The sequence below is a fragment of the Acinetobacter sp. NEB149 genome (assembly GCF_012516415.1).
Taxonomy (GTDB): domain Bacteria; phylum Pseudomonadota; class Gammaproteobacteria; order Pseudomonadales; family Moraxellaceae; genus Acinetobacter; species Acinetobacter lwoffii_V.
Window position 1 is genome coordinate 1,285,788 of the sequence record NZ_CP051208.1, and the last position, 14,747, is coordinate 1,300,534.

The following is a 14,747-nucleotide window of genomic DNA, read 5'->3' on the forward strand; positions in this document are numbered from 1 at the left end:
GTGTTAATTGGATGACATCGCCACTTTAATTTTTTCCATGGCATTTTTTTCCAGCTGACGAATACGTTCCGCAGAAACATTATATTCCGCTGCAAGCTCATGCAGGGTCGATTTCTCGTCATCTAGCCAGCGACGCTGCAAGATATTACGTGAACGATCATCTAGCTGATCCATGGCTTCATGCAGGGCAGAGGTGCTTTGCTCCTCATAGTCTTCATTTTCAATCAGACGAGCCGGGTCATAACGATTATCTTCAAGATATAACGCTGGTGCCACATGGGTGGAACCTTCATCATCGTCATCGCTTGATGCATCAAAAGCCGCATCATACGCCGTCAGACGGCCTTCCATTTCCAGTACTTGTTCTGGTGTGACATTTAAATCATTGGCAATAGACTGTGCTTCTGCGAGCGTCAACTTTTTCGATGATTTCTTCAGGCTTCGCAGATTAAAGAACAGTTTACGTTGCGCTTTAGTGGTGGCGATTTTCACAATACGCCAGTTACGGATCACATATTCGTGAATTTCCGCCTTGATCCAGTGCACGGCAAATGACACCAGACGTACGCCCATATTCGGGTCAAAACGTTTTACAGCTTTCATCAGGCCCAGGTTGCCTTCCTGAATCAGGTCGCCTTGTGGCAAACCATAACCTGCATAACTACGCGCAATATGTACTACAAAACGCAAATGCGACATGACCAGCATTTTCGCTGCATCTAAATCTTGGTCATAATAATAGCGTTCAGCCAACTCTTTTTCTTGTTCGGCCGTTAAAATCGGAATCTGATTGACAGTGCTGATATAAGCACCGAGGTTGACACCTGGCGCCGATAATGACAGGGGCATTAACTGATTGCGGCTGTCACTCATGTGTTCTCCTTGAAGTGCGGGATAACCCTAAACTAGGTTTTATCTTAATCCAATCTCTCCGCAAATAATGGATATTTGGGTAGAGAAATGTAAAAAGTATACGAAAGTGAAGATCAACAGTTTAATTGAAAATTTTTAAGATTCAATTAAGTAGTGAAACTCTGTATCAGAAATTTTTTTAAATTCAAGCTTGAGCTGATGCAGCTGACAATAGCGGCTGACATCTGTCTGGCTATGCGGATCAGATGATTTCAGCAGGAATGTTTTCTGATTTCCGGCCTTTAGTGCGCGCTTTAACATTAATAGCGGCATCGGGCACGGTTTTCCCATAGCGTCTATAAGGCTGAATTGCGCTGGATATTCGGACATTGCGGTTTTATTTAGATGGCAGAAAAGGCTATAAATAGTAGCAAATATGATGCCAGAACCAAACTGGTTTCAGAAAAAGAAGATCTAAATGACTTTATAAAGTCTTTTGACAATTTTCATGAAAAAAATAACTAAATCAAACAGAACATGCTAAAAAAAATCTATTAATTGTGATAAACCCATGTTAAGCTCGTTGCGTATTTGGGACTTTGAATAAACAAAGTGATTGTTTTTCACCCTATTACATAAATGGATGTAACCGGGATTTTGTTGATAGTTTTACAGAATGATTACAAGCTTAAAAATAATATTTTCAAACTTGTTTGCTCTGCTGTTTGCAACACCGGGTGGTCCTTCTTTTAGTTTCAATGAGGATTAACTTATGACAGCTGCTCGCGAACAAGGCGTAGTTAAGTGGTTTAACGATACTAAAGGCTTCGGCTTTATTCAACGTAACGGCGGTGATGACGTATTTGTTCATTTCCGTGCTATCCAAGGTGACGGTCACCGTTCACTTCGTGACGGCCAACGTGTTGAATTCAGTGTTGTTAAAGGCCAAAAAGGCTTTCAAGCTGAAGAAGTTCAACCATTAGACTAATCTTCGGATTAAGCTAAAAAGAAAACGCTCCAATATAACTTGGGGCGTTTTTTGTTTATACTATCCCTATCTTAGTGATTACCCAATTAGAGCACCGCTTTATGTCATCTGGTTTTGAAACCTTAAATTTACATCCCAATCTAAAAAAAGCGATTGATGCTTTAGGCTTTACCACCATGACGCCTATCCAGCAGAAGGTTTTGAAATTCACGCTGGCAGGACATGATGCCATTGGCCGTGCACAGACAGGTACAGGCAAAACTGCTGCCTTTTTAATTAGTATCATGAATGATCTCTTAAATAATCCGATTCAGGAACAACGCTATCGTGGTGAGCCACGTGCGCTGATTTTGGCACCGACCCGTGAACTGGCGTTACAGATCGAAAGCGATGCACAGGATCTGGCGAAATATGCTGGTCTCAATGTGGTGACCTTGCTGGGTGGTGTGGATTTTGACAAGCAAAAGAACCAGCTTAATAAAGCGCCTGTCGATATTATGGTGGCTACACCGGGTCGTTTGATCGATTTTGTAGAACAAAAAGAAGTCTGGCTGGATCAGATTGAATTTTTGGTCATTGATGAAGCCGACCGCTTACTAGATATGGGCTTTATTCCTTCAGTAAAGCGCATTGTGCGTTTCTCGCCGCGTAAAGAACAACGTCAGACTTTAATGTTCTCTGCAACTTTCAGCTACGATGTGCTGAATCTTGCACAACAATGGTTATTTGAACCGGTCACAGTTGAAATTGAACCGGAAAAGAAAACCAATGCCGATGTCGAGCAACGGGTTTATATGGTCGCCAAGGCGGACAAATATAAATTGTTGCAAGAAATCTTGCGTGATGAGCCGATTGAAAAAGTCATGATTTTTGCCAACCGTCGTGATCAGGTGCGCAAACTTTATGACCATTTAAAACGTGATGGCTATAAAGTAGTGATGCTGTCTGGCGAGATTGCTCAGGACAAACGCCTTAAAATGCTGGATCAGTTCAAAAATGGTAAACATAACATCATGATTGCAACGGATGTGGCAGGTCGTGGCATCCATGTTGATGGTGTATCGCATGTGGTGAACTTCACCTTGCCGGAACAGTCGGATGATTATGTGCATCGTATTGGTCGTACCGGTCGTGCGGGAACCAGTGGTGTGAGTATCAGTTTCCTTGCAGAAGATGATGCGTTCTATCTGCCAGAAATTGAAAAAGCCATTGGTCAAAAATTGCCTTTGACCCGTCTGGAAGGTTATTGTTAATCCAGACCATCGAAAAACCGCTCTTGAAGAGCGGTTTTTTATTGCGCTATGGTTTATTAGCTTATTTGGCCTGACAGCGGAATGTAAGAACCGTCTGATAATCATCATTTTGGTTTAAACCGGTATTGGTACCTGCGATATTCCCGAGAACGGTAGCTGCTGCCTGGATCATCTGACCTGTTTGTTCATCGACCACGCCTTTTAAAGCGCCGTTATAAGCTGTCTTTTCATCCACAATAATTGGGGTTGATCGAGAGCCACAGGCTTTATTGGCCGCAGTAATCGCATTGTTTTTCGAGGTCAGTTGATTTTTACCTAATCCGGTCACCTCATACTGGTTATTTTCCTTTTGAACGGCCAAAGCAGTCGGGTTTGAGGCACAGGCAGTAAGCAGTAATGCGGAAATAGCCAATCCGCTGAAAGTGATTGTTTTTTTCATCATGAAATCTCAAGTAAATACGATGCTGAATATTTCAACACAGCAAGCAGCGCAGATTTTGTAGCTGTTGTATAGGTTTGGCAATTTTTGGTATAGCTCTATGTGACTTAGGTGAAAAATAGAGCAGTACGGGATTGAAAAACCAAGCAAGTTTATTTTTAAGTGGTGATGAGCTGGCTGAATCGCTATGAAGTTTCTAGCGTATTTTTCTTTGAATATGCTAATCTTGAGTATAGTTTTTAAGTGTAGATATACAAGGCAATGACGGAATCTGCGATTGACATCGTTCATCAAAATATTCACCAACGACAATCGATTGGTCATCTGCTGGCACCGGCACCGAATGCAGAACAACTGGAAAAAGCCTTTCAGGCGGCATTAACTGCACCCGATCATCATCGGCTCAAGCCGACCACATTTGTGGTGGTTCCAGATAATCAGCGTGAAGCTTTTGGAGAGTTGCTGTCGCAGGCGCTCGTCGATTTGGGTGAAACTGAAACAGCGCAGATTGAGCGTGTTAAAAATCATCCATTTCGTGCGCCTTTATTGGTACTTGCCTTAACGCGTTTGCAGGATCATCCTAAAGTTCCTCATTTTGAGCAAATCCTTAGTTCAGGCGCAGCGATTCAGAATTTTCTGCTGTCACTTCAGGTTCAGGGTTTCTCAACCATGTGGCGTAGCGGTGCTGTAGTCGAGTCTGGCCTGTTTAAGCAGGCATTGGGAATTTCAAAAGACGATCTGGTCTCGGGTATTATTTATATTGGCACTGCCGCAAAAGCAATTCCAGCACGCACAGAGATTCGAACCGGTGATTTTGTCAGTTACTGGAACCAGAACAGCTAGTTTGCACGGTATAACAGGATATTAAAAAATAAGATGTCAGAATTAAATTTCTCAAAACTGGTAGAACCGGTTGCAGTTGATCATAAGACAGCTTTAAGAGTAACGGTATTGGGTGGGGGCAGCTTTGGTACTGCAATGGCCAATACTGCAGTGCGTAATGGTTGCAATACCATGATCTGGATTCGTGATGAAGCAGTTGCGGCAGATATTAATGCCACCCATATCAATAAACGCTATTTGCCAGATTTTAAGTTAGAAGAAAATCTGCTGGCGGTGTCAGACCTGGAACAGGCTGTGCGTGATCGCGATATTATTTTAGTCGCAATTCCGAGCCATTCTTTCCGGGATGTTTTGCAGCAAATCAAACCTTTTATTACATCGCAAGCCGTGATCTCGCTGACCAAGGGTATTGAAGCCAAAACCTTTAGTTTCATGAGCGATATTATTCGTGAAGTGTTGCCTGAAGTGCCTTATGGTGTGTTATCAGGACCGAATCTGGCCAAGGAAATTGTGGCAGGACAGCCGGCAGGAACCGTGATTGCCAGCCAGTCCGAGCTGGTGCGTTATGCCGTACAACAAGCCCTACATAGTGCCTTGTTCCGCGTATTTGCTAGTGATGATGTGCATGGGGTAGAACTCGGGGGCGCATTAAAAAATATCTATGCTGTCGCGATGGGCATGGCTGCTGCGTATAACGTGGGTGAAAATACCAAGAGTATGATCCTGACCCGTGCTTTGGCCGAAATGAGCCGTTTTGCAGTAAAACTCGGTGCTAATCCGCTGACTTTCCTTGGGCTTTCAGGTGTGGGTGATTTGTTCGCTACCTGTAGCAGCCCTCTTAGCCGTAATTATCAGGTGGGTTATGCGCTTGGTAAAGGTAAAACCTTGGAGCAGGCAACGACTGAGTTGGGGCAAACGGCAGAAGGGATTAATACCATTGTACAGGTCAAGGCACGTTCGGAAGAGCTCGATGTGTATATGCCGATTACCTCGGCCTTGTATGATGTGATTTTTGAAGGTGCGCCGCCACTCAATATTGCATTGTCATTGATGAAAAACGGTCATCGCAGTGATGTTGAATTTGTCTTGCCACATCATCAAGTCTGATCTATAACACAGGGACTGTCTGCGAATTGTCATATTCGCTGCTTATCATGCAGGCAAAAGAATATAAGGAAATCAAATGCAACTGACTTTAGTTCGACATGGCGAGGCCGCGCCACCGGTCAATGGTAATGACACCAAGCGACCTTTAACGGAGCGTGGTCATCAACAGGCTGAGCAAACTGCACAGTTCTTAAAGGATCTGATTAAGCCTGAAGTCTTTGTGGTCAGTCCGTTATTGCGTGCGCAGGAAACTCTGGCACATTTGCAGCAGTATTTTAAAGATGTGCCGGTGGTGATCTGTAATACCATCAAACCGGATGATGATGCCAAAGTTGCAGTAGAATGGTTGTCGCAACTGCCTTATGAGTCGATTGCAGTGGTGTGTCATATGAATGTGGTGGCACATATGTCTTCCATTCTGCTGGCTGAATCTTTTCATCCCTATGCATTGGCAGAGACACGTATTTATGATCAGGCGGTGATTGCCCCGGGTTTATCCACACAGATAAAAAGCTTTATTCCTACACTATAAAAAATTAATTAAAACGGCAGAACACAATCAATGTTGTATTTATGGATGCCAGAAGCCAATGGGGTTTGGCAATGGTCAACTGGGGAGTTCTGGAACACTGCGCACACACTTGAGCAGCTGATTCAGGATATACAAGCTCATCATGGCGAAGAGGCAGTGGTATTTTTCCCGAGCCGTCATGTGCAAATTTTGCAGCAGACCTTGCCCAAGAGCCAATATAAGAAAATGGGCAATGATGGCATTAAATATTTGCTCGAAGAATATGTGGTGCTGCCGGTAGATGCCATGAAAGTGCTGCATCATTTTCAACAGCCGGATCAGATCAGCATTATAGGAATTGCGAATTCTACGCTTGAGACCTTGCAACATGCTTTAAGCCTGATCCCGGTCAAGCTAGCAGCTTTGTTGCCGGACTTTTTGGTGCTGCCGATTCCTGAGGCCAACCAGCGTGTGATTGCTCAAATTGGTGGGCGTTTGCTGGTGCGCGAGTCGGAATATATCGGTCAGTCGCTAGATGATCTGAGCCTTTATCTGGATTATCAGCCCAAGGACCTCAGCTATAAGGTGAGCAACCTGAATCAGGAGCAGTTGCGTAGTCTTGAAGCACTGGTCACTCAGGAGCAACTGGAGTCTTTCCAATATGGAATTCCTGTACTGAAAAAACCGAAACAGCATCCGTTTAATGTCTTGCCTAAAGCAAAATCCGATGGTGCTATTTCCGGCTACTGGAAAGCCTGCGCGGCAGTTTTTCTGGGTATTTTGGTGTTGCAGTTTAGTTATGATGCTATGCGCTGGTATCAATATAAGAAAGTGGCGAATCAGACTGCTGCGCAAGCCATTGACCAGTTTAAATACTGGTTTGGACAAAATTATCCGGTCACTGAGCAGAATATCAAAAGTCAGTTTGAAGGGCAGTTGCGTCAAAGCCAGATTGCAGATACGCATGCATTACAGCTGATTAGTCGGGTGGGGCCTGTCTTGATGCAAAATCAGATTGTGGCACAACGGGTGAATTATGATGCTTCTGTGCTAAGTATGGAACTTAAAGCCAATTCATCAGAAACGTTAAATGCACTGACCACACAATTAAGCCAGCAAGGCTTTAAGGTGGAGCTGGGGAATATTCAGGCCAGCGGAACAGCTGCGATCGGACTGGTGAGGATTCAATAATGAAAGGCATTGAAGCGCTACAAAATCGTATGGATCAGTCTTTTGAAAAACTGAGTGATTATCTGGACAGCTTGTCGGTACGTGAACGGGTAATGGTGATTTTTACCACTGTTTTTGTGATTGTGGCGGCAGTCGGTTCTGCACTCTGGTATATGCATCAGGCGGCAGATACCCAGCAAAAACGCTTAAATCAGCTGAAAGATACCATTGTTTGGATGCAAAGTAATGCAGTAACCATGAAACCGGCTGGGGACACCCAACTGGATGCAGCGGAGAAAGTACAGCGAGTCGCACAGCAGCAAGGATTGTCGGTGGCTTCCCAGCAAATGGAAGGAAAAATTCAATTGGCGGTCATGCATGAAAATTATGCAGTACTGGCAAATTTCCTGACTCAGCTGGCACAAATGGGGCTAAGTATCGAGAAAATGGAACTAAATAATGAGGCAGGACAGATTAAATTAACGGCGACCATACAATAAACGGTAAAAATAAAGATTTGCAAAGCATGGTTTTTTTGTCAGCCTATGCCTATAATATGCCGACTTAAAAAGCAGTAGACTTTTCTGGATATGTTGTATTCTCTAGCCCGCCCTTTGTTGTTTTCTTTAGCACCAGAGCGTGCACATGAGCTGACATTATCACTATTGAAATCATCCCATAAAATGGGCTTGATGCGTCAAAACGTTGCTGCGAAACCTGTGACCTGTATGGGAATCGAATTTCCCAATCCGGTAGGTCTTGCGGCAGGTTTGGACAAAAATGGTGCCTATATTGACGCCCTTGCCGGTCAAGGTTTTGGTTTTATTGAAATTGGTACCATTACCCCGCGACCGCAAGCCGGCAATCCTCATCCGCGTTTATTCCGTTTGCCACAGGCCAAAGCCATTATTAACCGTATGGGCTTTAATAATGATGGCGTGGATCAGCTGGTTGAAAATGTCAAAGCGGCCAAATTTAAAGGTATTCTCGGTATTAATATCGGTAAAAACGCTGATACTCCGGTAGAAAAAGCAGTAGATGATTACCTCATCTGTTTAGAAAAAGTCTATAATTATGCTTCTTATATTACCGTCAATATTTCTTCTCCCAATACCAAAAACCTGCGCAGCCTGCAAAGTGGTGATGCACTCACCGAACTGCTGGAAACATTGAAGAAGCGTCAGCTTGAATTGGCTCAGGAATACCAGCATTATGTACCTTTGGTACTCAAAGTGGCGCCTGATCTGGATAACAGCGATATTGCCTTTATTGCCAAACAGTTATTGCAATTCAAGATCGATGGTCTGATCGTGACCAATACCACACTGTCACGTGAAGGGGTAGAGGGTCTGGAGCATGCAGAGGAAGCGGGCGGTTTGTCTGGCGCGCCAGTATTTGAGAAAAGTACCGCATGTCTGGCTGCATTTGCTGCGGTATTAAAAGGACAAATTCCATTGATTGGTGTGGGTGGTATTCTTTCAGGTGCAGATGCTGTTTCCAAGAAACAGGCAGGCGCCAGCCTTGTACAGGTTTATAGTGGCCTCATCTATACTGGACCTAAACTTGTAAAAGATTGTGTAGACGCACTTTAAATCCTATGAATGCCATTGATATCTTTCTACTGATTATCTTGCTCATTGGAGGGCTCAACGGTTTGCGTCAAGGATTTATTAAAGCCTTTGCGAACTTAGTGGGATGGATCTTTGCCCTGATTGTTGCGGCAAAATATTCAACGCTACTTGCGCCGTCTATGGTTGCTCTGAGTACAGATCCAGTTGTACAAAAGATTGCGGCCTTCGCCTTTATCGTCCTGCTGATTGTAGTTCTGACCTGGATCGTTACTGCACTGTTGAACCGTATTTTAAAGAGTCTTAAACTGGGTCCTCTCAACCGTCTGGCTGGTGGTGTCTTTGGTAGCCTGAAAGGTTTGCTCATTGTCCTGATTACCATGCAGGGGATTGGTCCGTGGGTAGAAAGCTCGCCGCACTGGAAACAGTCCAAGTTTATTCAAGCCTTATTGCCTTATGCGCCTTGGGCGACTCAAATGTCGAAAGAAGCCGCGAATGGCGCACTACAACATATCAAGCCTGAAGGGGCATCGAAACCTTCAGCTTCATCATCTGAAACATCGTCCAAGTCTGGAGTTGCAGATGAGTCTACAAATAATCCTTTTTATTAATCCTAGCTTGTCTGCGAGGTTGCTATGTGTGGAGTAGTTGGTATAGCTGGTAAATCACCCGTTAACCAAATGTTGTTTGATGCATTAACGATGTTACAACATCGTGGACAAGATGCAGCTGGGATCGTGACATGTGATGAAGGACGTTTATTCCTGCGCAAAGACAATGGTATGGTACGTGATGTATTCCATACCCGTCATATGCGTGCTTTGAAAGGAAATTACGGTATTGGTCATGTGCGTTATCCAACAGCCGGTTCATCGAGCAGTGCTGAAGCACAGCCGTTTTATGTGAACTCGCCGTACGGGATTACCTTGGCACATAATGGTAACCTGACCAATGCCGAAGAAATTCATGATGACCTGTTCAAAACTGACTTGCGTCATATGAACACTGATTCTGATTCGGAAGTCCTGCTAAACGTGTTGGCGCATGAATTGCAAAAACATGGCAAATTGGTACCAACGTCAGAAGATATTTTCCATGCGGTAACACGTGTGCATGAGCGTTGTAAAGGTGCTTATGGCGTAGTGGCGATGATTACCGGTCAAGGGCTGGTGGGCTTCCGTGATCCAAATGGTATTCGTCCACTGATCTACGGTTCACGTGAAACTGAACAGGGTATGGAATATATCATTGCTTCTGAGTCGGTTGCGATTACTGCACTGGGCTTTAAAGTTGAGCGTGATATTTTGCCTGGTGAAGCGGTATTTATTGATTTAGAAGGTAATTTTTTTACCAAGCAATGTGCGGCGAATGCTGAATACCGTCCTTGTATTTTTGAATATGTTTATTTTGCCCGTCCAGATGCCATCATTGATGGAATCTCGGTGTATAAAGCACGTTTGAAAATGGGTGAGAAGCTGGCGCAAAAAATTCTGCGTGAGTGGGGTGAAGAGCATGATATTGATGTGGTGATTCCGATTCCGGATACTTCACGTACTTCAGCGCTAGAACTTGCCAATATGTTGGGCGTGAAATTCCGTGAAGGTTTCATGAAAAACCGTTATATCGGCCGGACCTTCATTATGCCTGGTCAGCAGCTGCGTAAAAAATCGGTACGTCAAAAACTGAACCCGGTTGAGCTTGAGTTTAAAGGTAAAAACGTACTGTTGGTGGATGACTCGATTGTCCGTGGTACGACCTGTAATGAAATTATCCAGATGGCTCGTGATTCTGGTGCGAAAAAAGTATTCTTCGCTTCTGCAGCACCGATGGTGAAATATCCAAACGTTTACGGTATTGATATGCCGGCGAAATCTGAGCTGATTGCATCGGAACGTAGCGTGGAAGAAATCCGTGAAATTATTGGTGCTGACCGTCTGATTTTCCAGGATCTGGAAGATTTGAAAGATGCGGTAAGAACCACCAAAGTACCGGATGTCAAAGACTTTGATTGTTCAGTCTTTGATGGCATCTATGTTTCGGGCGGTATTGATGCGCAATATCTGGATGATCTTCAGCAAAAACGTAGTGACAGTGCCATGAAAGAAAGCAATTATATTGATGTCAATATTGATGCAGCTTCAGTGGATTTGACTGGCGTACGCGAAGTCTAAGTAGTTAAAATCATCATGAAAAAGCGGGAATTTCCCGCTTTTTTGTTTTATGATGAGCCCATTGAAAATCATCATTTTAGGATTCTGCATTGCGAAACGTAGGATACGATTTTATAAAAAACAAAAATATAGTACTGCCTGTAAGTTTTTGCCTGATTGCAATTCTGTTGACTATTTTTATTATTAATACCGTTGTTGGTCTCTTTGTTTTTTATACTGATCCTAGCCAGTCAATCTTCTGGCATGCGCTAAGTCCTTATCTGATTGCTTTGTTGTTATGTGCCATGATGATCTCGGTCATCTATGAATTCTATATTTTTCGGAATGGCGGTTATTCGCTGGCGAAGCAGTTGGGTGCACGTCGGTTGAGTCCGATGGACAGTATTCCAGAAGAAAGTGCTGCACTGCACATTAACCAGCAACTGTCAGAGACTTTTCTGATTGACGTTCCGGCGGTATATGTGCTGCCCGATGAAGTTGGTGTCAATGCATTGACGGCAGGGTTTAGTCCGCGGGATACCGCAATTATCCTGACTTGGGGTGCGATACAAACACTGGATAAAGTCGAGCTGTATGGCTTGCTCAGCCATGAATTCAATAAAATCCTGTCTGGTGAAGCTGCGGAAAATACCCGTTTGAAAATTCTGTATAGCAGTTTAACCACGTTTAGTCAGTGTGGCAGTAAGATTGCCAAGTCCGGTTTTTATCGAGCGGGTAGTCCTCGTGAAAACAAGTTCGAAACTTTCTATGTTTCAGTCGGTGCGGTGATCTGGCTGATTGGTAGTTTGGGTGTTTTGATTTCCCGTTTCATTAAATATATTTCACTCGGTGGTCGGACCTATAAAAATGATCGAAAGACCCGACGCCTGATTCAAAATGATGCCAATATTCAGACTTTACTCAGAATTCATGTGCATCATTCCGGCTCCCAGATTTATAGTGAATATGCTGAATCCATTTCACATATGTGCTTTGCCAATTCCTTGAGCCCACAAAACTGGCTGAATATTCATCCCCATATCAATCAGCGGATTTATGAATTAAATCCTGCCTTGATTCAGGACTTACAGCTTGAGAATCTGAAAAAACTCAAAAATCAGCCTTTGTTTAGTTTGTTCCGTTCTTTAGAAGAAGTGGTGCCTGAAACTGCAATGAGCTGGAGCTCGCCACAGCCTTTGCCATTATTGCGGCTGTCTCCGATCAGTTTTGCGATTAAAGATGCGATCAAACCACTGAATCCGGAACTTCGGCTCAAGATGCCACGTCCGGAACTGATTGAGCGTGCATTACAAACCGCAACTGGTTCTCGTGAAGTGATGGTCGCCATTTTAATGATCCGTCAATATCGTGAATTTATTCCGACTGAGGCTGAAGTTAGCCGTGCCATTGTAGATTCATTGCTCAATCTGGACGGGCGGGTGCATATCTCGATTTTCCAGCAAGCTTGTAACAATATTGGTGGCATGCCGACAACTGTTGCACGCCAGTTTTTGATGAAGCTGGCACGGATTATTCAGGAAGATGGCGAAATTGGCCTGTTGGATGCATTATTACTGGAATGTGTGAAATACGAACTGAATTTGCTTCCTGCACATACGCCTACAGCACTCGATGAGGTCAAGCCACAGATTGTGCGTTTGATCGACGCCTTGCTGCATGTACAGCAGATTAATAGCGGCAACCAGCTTGAGGTGCGGGAGCGGATTTTAAACCGGATTCTGACCGCTCAGGAACTGGACTTATATAATGAAATTTCTGATGAGCCGATTGATCTAGCAGAAATCCTGAATGATATTGCGGGGCTGTTATTGCGTGATCGCCTCAGTATTTTAGGTATTGCAGAGGCCTGTTTGTGGAGTGATCGTATCGTGACACAGGATGAGTTGGACGTGATGGAGCTGTTGTATTGGCGCTTGGGTTTTGAGGCAGAACAGGTCGTTCAGCAAATGTTAAAGAAGAACAGTTTAACCATTCTGTAGAAAATAAATGAGAACGCGCAGCTTTAGCCGGAATCTGTTATAACAGCAGGAATGGTTTAATTGTGTATTAAAAGCACGGTTTTTAGCAGACAGCTAAACTTTGTACTAGAATCCATCAGGATAAAAAAGAAAAGCTGAAAAAGTTCGGCAAAGCACAGGCAATCCGGCTAAAATGTTCAGCCTGAAATTGGTGATGATGAAAAGATGATTGGGCATCAGCGTGACATACTGGCAACATTAGGAATCGATCTCTGGATTCCTAGGGACAGCGCATGTCAGCCGCACCAGGTTTCGATCTGGCGTGATCAGGCTGCACCTGAATTTCACACCGATATCGTCTTACCACAGCCTGCTTCCGTAGAGGCGTTGGCTGATCTACCGATTCCTGAGCCAGAGCCAATTGTTACGCTTAAGGTTGATACACCACCTGCGGCACCGACTCACATTGCACCTGTTCAGGAACAGCGTGAAATCGTACAAATCCCGCCATTCAGTTTGCAGGCTTTAAGTCTGGCACATTGCAGTATCGTGATTGATGCAACTGCAATGACCGAAGACACCCAGAATTTATGGGGCAATATCCAGCGTGCAGTCCCGGGAGAGTTTCATGAGCTGAACTGGCCATTTCCCTGGGCCAATGTTCAGGATGGACGTGGTGTAGAATCCTATATTCAGGGTTTTCTGGATGGGATGAGTGTAGAGAAAAATATTATTTTCCTCGGGCCTGTAGCGCATATATCAAATACGAAAATGATCCAGTTGGCATCTTTACAAGAAATGCTGGATCAACCAATTCTAAAAAAACGTTTATGGCAGTTTATGCAAAATAGGACCGCCAGTCTGGAATAATCTTGCTGTGGAATAAAAATAGATGAAACAAAAAGTGGTTGTATTTAGTCAAATTGATGCTGATATTCAAAATAAGCTCGAACAAAATTATCAGGTTAGTTATATACAACCCAAGCTAGGCGATGTGAATCAACAGCTTTTGCAGCAGGTTCAGGATGCTGATGGCATGATTGGCGCAGGGCGTTTGCTGAATCGCGATAATCTGGCCAGTGCCACCCGGTTAAAAATTATCTCCAGTGTCAGTGTCGGTTATGACAACTATGAACTGGATTATTTAAATGAAAAGAAAATTTATCTCAGTCATACGCCGCATGTACTGACTGAAACCACTGCTGACCTGGCTTTCACTTTACTGATGTCAGCAGCACGCAAAGTGGCTTACCTGGATCAATGGACCAAGCAGGGACAATGGCAGCGTACCGTGGGCGAAGCACAATTTGGTATGGATATTTTTGGAAAAACCCTCGGAATTATTGGTCTCGGTCATATTGGGGCGGCAATCGCACGTCGTGGTTTTTACGGTTTTAACATGAATATTCTGTATCATAATCGCCGGGAAAAACCAGAACTCGCTCAAGGGTTGAATGCGAAATATTGCCAGCTTGAGGAACTGTTACAGCGTTCTGACTTTGTGGTCGTTGCAGTAGATTTGAATGCGGATTCTAAGGCGCTGATTGCGACAGCGGAATTGGCTAAAATGCAATCCCATGCAGTATTGGTCAATATTTCACGTGGCTCGGTCATTGATGAACAGGCATTAATTTCAGCTTTAAAAGCCAAGCAGGTTTTTGCTGCCGGTCTGGATGTGTATCAGAAAGAGCCGTTAAAGGAATCGGAATTATTCCAGTTGGATAATGTGGTTACATTGCCACATGTGGGTTCGGCCACTGCAGCCACCCGTAAAAAAATGGCAGAACTGGCTTATCAGAATCTTGTTGATGCCTTGGAAGGACGAGTGCCCCGTTATGTGGTCAATCCGGAATTTTAAAATGCATCTGATTCGTCGTTTAAATGGTA

The 14,747-nt window shown here is 44.0% G+C and carries 16 protein-coding genes; 13 read left to right on the forward strand and 3 right to left on the reverse strand.

Features of this window, described 5'->3' with window-relative positions; all coding sequences use genetic code 11:
* Window positions 1-3 precede the first annotated feature (3 nt).
* Window positions 4-873 (reverse strand): RNA polymerase sigma factor RpoH, encoded by an 870-nt coding sequence (gene rpoH / locus HGD77_RS06145; RefSeq protein ID WP_004280101.1) that lies wholly within the window; start codon window positions 871-873, stop codon window positions 4-6.
* 135 nt (window positions 874-1,008) lie between these two features.
* Window positions 1,009-1,242: a sulfurtransferase TusA family protein gene (locus HGD77_RS06150; RefSeq protein ID WP_004280100.1), complete on the reverse strand. Its 234-nt coding sequence runs from the start codon at window positions 1,240-1,242 to the stop codon at window positions 1,009-1,011.
* A gap of 382 nt (window positions 1,243-1,624) precedes the next feature.
* Between HGD77_RS06150 and HGD77_RS06155 the strand changes: the two genes are divergently transcribed.
* Window positions 1,625-1,840: a cold-shock protein gene (locus HGD77_RS06155; protein ID WP_004280099.1), complete on the forward strand. Its 216-nt coding sequence runs from the start codon at window positions 1,625-1,627 to the stop codon at window positions 1,838-1,840.
* Window positions 1,841-1,941: 101 nt separating this feature from the next.
* Complete coding sequence (gene rhlB / locus HGD77_RS06160) at window positions 1,942-3,093, forward strand: ATP-dependent RNA helicase RhlB (protein WP_004280098.1); 1,152 nt, start codon at window positions 1,942-1,944, stop codon at window positions 3,091-3,093.
* A gap of 61 nt (window positions 3,094-3,154) precedes the next feature.
* Here rhlB and HGD77_RS06165 read toward each other — a convergent pair whose 3' ends face one another.
* Window positions 3,155-3,535 carry a hypothetical protein gene (locus tag HGD77_RS06165; protein WP_005246748.1) on the reverse strand — a complete coding sequence of 127 codons (381 nt, stop codon included), beginning with the start codon at window positions 3,533-3,535 and terminating at the stop codon, window positions 3,155-3,157.
* Window positions 3,536-3,793: 258 nt separating this feature from the next.
* On the opposite strand from HGD77_RS06165, the gene HGD77_RS06170 reads away from it, so the two are divergent.
* The 11 genes from HGD77_RS06170 to HGD77_RS06220 all read left to right on the forward strand — a co-directional run bounded on the left by HGD77_RS06170 (window position 3,794) and on the right by HGD77_RS06220 (window position 14,718).
* Window positions 3,794-4,375 carry a nitroreductase family protein gene (locus tag HGD77_RS06170; protein ID WP_004280095.1) on the forward strand — a complete coding sequence of 194 codons (582 nt, stop codon included), beginning with the start codon at window positions 3,794-3,796 and terminating at the stop codon, window positions 4,373-4,375.
* A gap of 33 nt (window positions 4,376-4,408) precedes the next feature.
* Window positions 4,409-5,482, forward strand: a complete 1,074-nt coding sequence (locus tag HGD77_RS06175) for an NAD(P)H-dependent glycerol-3-phosphate dehydrogenase (protein WP_004280094.1) — start codon at window positions 4,409-4,411, stop codon at window positions 5,480-5,482.
* 76 nt (window positions 5,483-5,558) lie between these two features.
* On the forward strand, window positions 5,559-6,014 hold the full coding sequence (locus tag HGD77_RS06180) for a phosphoglycerate mutase family protein (protein WP_004280092.1): 456 nt from the start codon (window positions 5,559-5,561) through the stop codon (window positions 6,012-6,014).
* 30 nt (window positions 6,015-6,044) lie between these two features.
* Window positions 6,045-7,184 carry a type II secretion system protein GspL gene (gene gspL / locus HGD77_RS06185; RefSeq protein WP_004280090.1) on the forward strand — a complete coding sequence of 380 codons (1,140 nt, stop codon included), beginning with the start codon at window positions 6,045-6,047 and terminating at the stop codon, window positions 7,182-7,184.
* Complete coding sequence (gene gspM, locus HGD77_RS06190) at window positions 7,184-7,663, forward strand: type II secretion system protein GspM (RefSeq protein ID WP_004280088.1); 480 nt, start codon at window positions 7,184-7,186, stop codon at window positions 7,661-7,663. The genes gspL and gspM overlap by 1 nt, the downstream gene beginning before the upstream one ends.
* Window positions 7,664-7,753: 90 nt before the next feature.
* Complete coding sequence (locus HGD77_RS06195; protein ID WP_004280086.1) at window positions 7,754-8,755, forward strand: quinone-dependent dihydroorotate dehydrogenase; 1,002 nt, start codon at window positions 7,754-7,756, stop codon at window positions 8,753-8,755.
* Between the two features lie 5 nt (window positions 8,756-8,760).
* On the forward strand, window positions 8,761-9,342 hold the full coding sequence (locus HGD77_RS06200; RefSeq protein WP_004280084.1) for a CvpA family protein: 582 nt from the start codon (window positions 8,761-8,763) through the stop codon (window positions 9,340-9,342).
* Between the two features lie 24 nt (window positions 9,343-9,366).
* Complete coding sequence (purF, locus tag HGD77_RS06205; RefSeq protein WP_004280083.1) at window positions 9,367-10,902, forward strand: amidophosphoribosyltransferase; 1,536 nt, start codon at window positions 9,367-9,369, stop codon at window positions 10,900-10,902.
* A gap of 89 nt (window positions 10,903-10,991) precedes the next feature.
* A complete protein-coding gene (locus tag HGD77_RS06210) occupies window positions 10,992-12,881 on the forward strand; it encodes a M48 family metalloprotease (RefSeq protein WP_004729955.1) in 1,890 nt (629 codons plus the stop codon).
* Window positions 12,882-13,085: 204 nt separating this feature from the next.
* Complete coding sequence (locus HGD77_RS06215; protein WP_004729953.1) at window positions 13,086-13,730, forward strand: hypothetical protein; 645 nt, start codon at window positions 13,086-13,088, stop codon at window positions 13,728-13,730.
* Between the two features lie 22 nt (window positions 13,731-13,752).
* Window positions 13,753-14,718 carry a 2-hydroxyacid dehydrogenase gene (locus HGD77_RS06220; RefSeq protein WP_005262046.1) on the forward strand — a complete coding sequence of 322 codons (966 nt, stop codon included), beginning with the start codon at window positions 13,753-13,755 and terminating at the stop codon, window positions 14,716-14,718.
* Window positions 14,719-14,747: the final 29 nt, after the last annotated feature.

Bases quoted from the DNA above. Each gene is read 5' to 3' on its own strand.
- HGD77_RS06220 (WP_005262046.1), top strand. From the start codon at position 13,753: ATGAAACAAAAAGTGGTTGTATTTAGTCAAATTGATGCTGATATTCAA.
- HGD77_RS06170 (WP_004280095.1), top strand. From the start codon at position 3,794: ATGACGGAATCTGCGATTGACATCGTTCATCAAAATATTCACCAACGA.
- HGD77_RS06165 (WP_005246748.1), bottom strand. From the start codon at position 3,535: ATGATGAAAAAAACAATCACTTTCAGCGGATTGGCTATTTCCGCATTA.
- HGD77_RS06195 (WP_004280086.1), top strand. From the start codon at position 7,754: ATGTTGTATTCTCTAGCCCGCCCTTTGTTGTTTTCTTTAGCACCAGAG.
- gspM (WP_004280088.1), top strand. From the start codon at position 7,184: ATGAAAGGCATTGAAGCGCTACAAAATCGTATGGATCAGTCTTTTGAA.
- HGD77_RS06175 (WP_004280094.1), top strand. From the start codon at position 4,409: ATGTCAGAATTAAATTTCTCAAAACTGGTAGAACCGGTTGCAGTTGAT.
- HGD77_RS06150 (WP_004280100.1), bottom strand. From the start codon at position 1,242: ATGTCCGAATATCCAGCGCAATTCAGCCTTATAGACGCTATGGGAAAA.
- purF (WP_004280083.1), top strand. From the start codon at position 9,367: ATGTGTGGAGTAGTTGGTATAGCTGGTAAATCACCCGTTAACCAAATG.
- gspL (WP_004280090.1), top strand. From the start codon at position 6,045: ATGTTGTATTTATGGATGCCAGAAGCCAATGGGGTTTGGCAATGGTCA.
- HGD77_RS06180 (WP_004280092.1), top strand. From the start codon at position 5,559: ATGCAACTGACTTTAGTTCGACATGGCGAGGCCGCGCCACCGGTCAAT.
- HGD77_RS06200 (WP_004280084.1), top strand. From the start codon at position 8,761: ATGAATGCCATTGATATCTTTCTACTGATTATCTTGCTCATTGGAGGG.
- HGD77_RS06215 (WP_004729953.1), top strand. From the start codon at position 13,086: ATGATTGGGCATCAGCGTGACATACTGGCAACATTAGGAATCGATCTC.
- HGD77_RS06155 (WP_004280099.1), top strand. From the start codon at position 1,625: ATGACAGCTGCTCGCGAACAAGGCGTAGTTAAGTGGTTTAACGATACT.
- rpoH (WP_004280101.1), bottom strand. From the start codon at position 873: ATGAGTGACAGCCGCAATCAGTTAATGCCCCTGTCATTATCGGCGCCA.
- rhlB (WP_004280098.1), top strand. From the start codon at position 1,942: ATGTCATCTGGTTTTGAAACCTTAAATTTACATCCCAATCTAAAAAAA.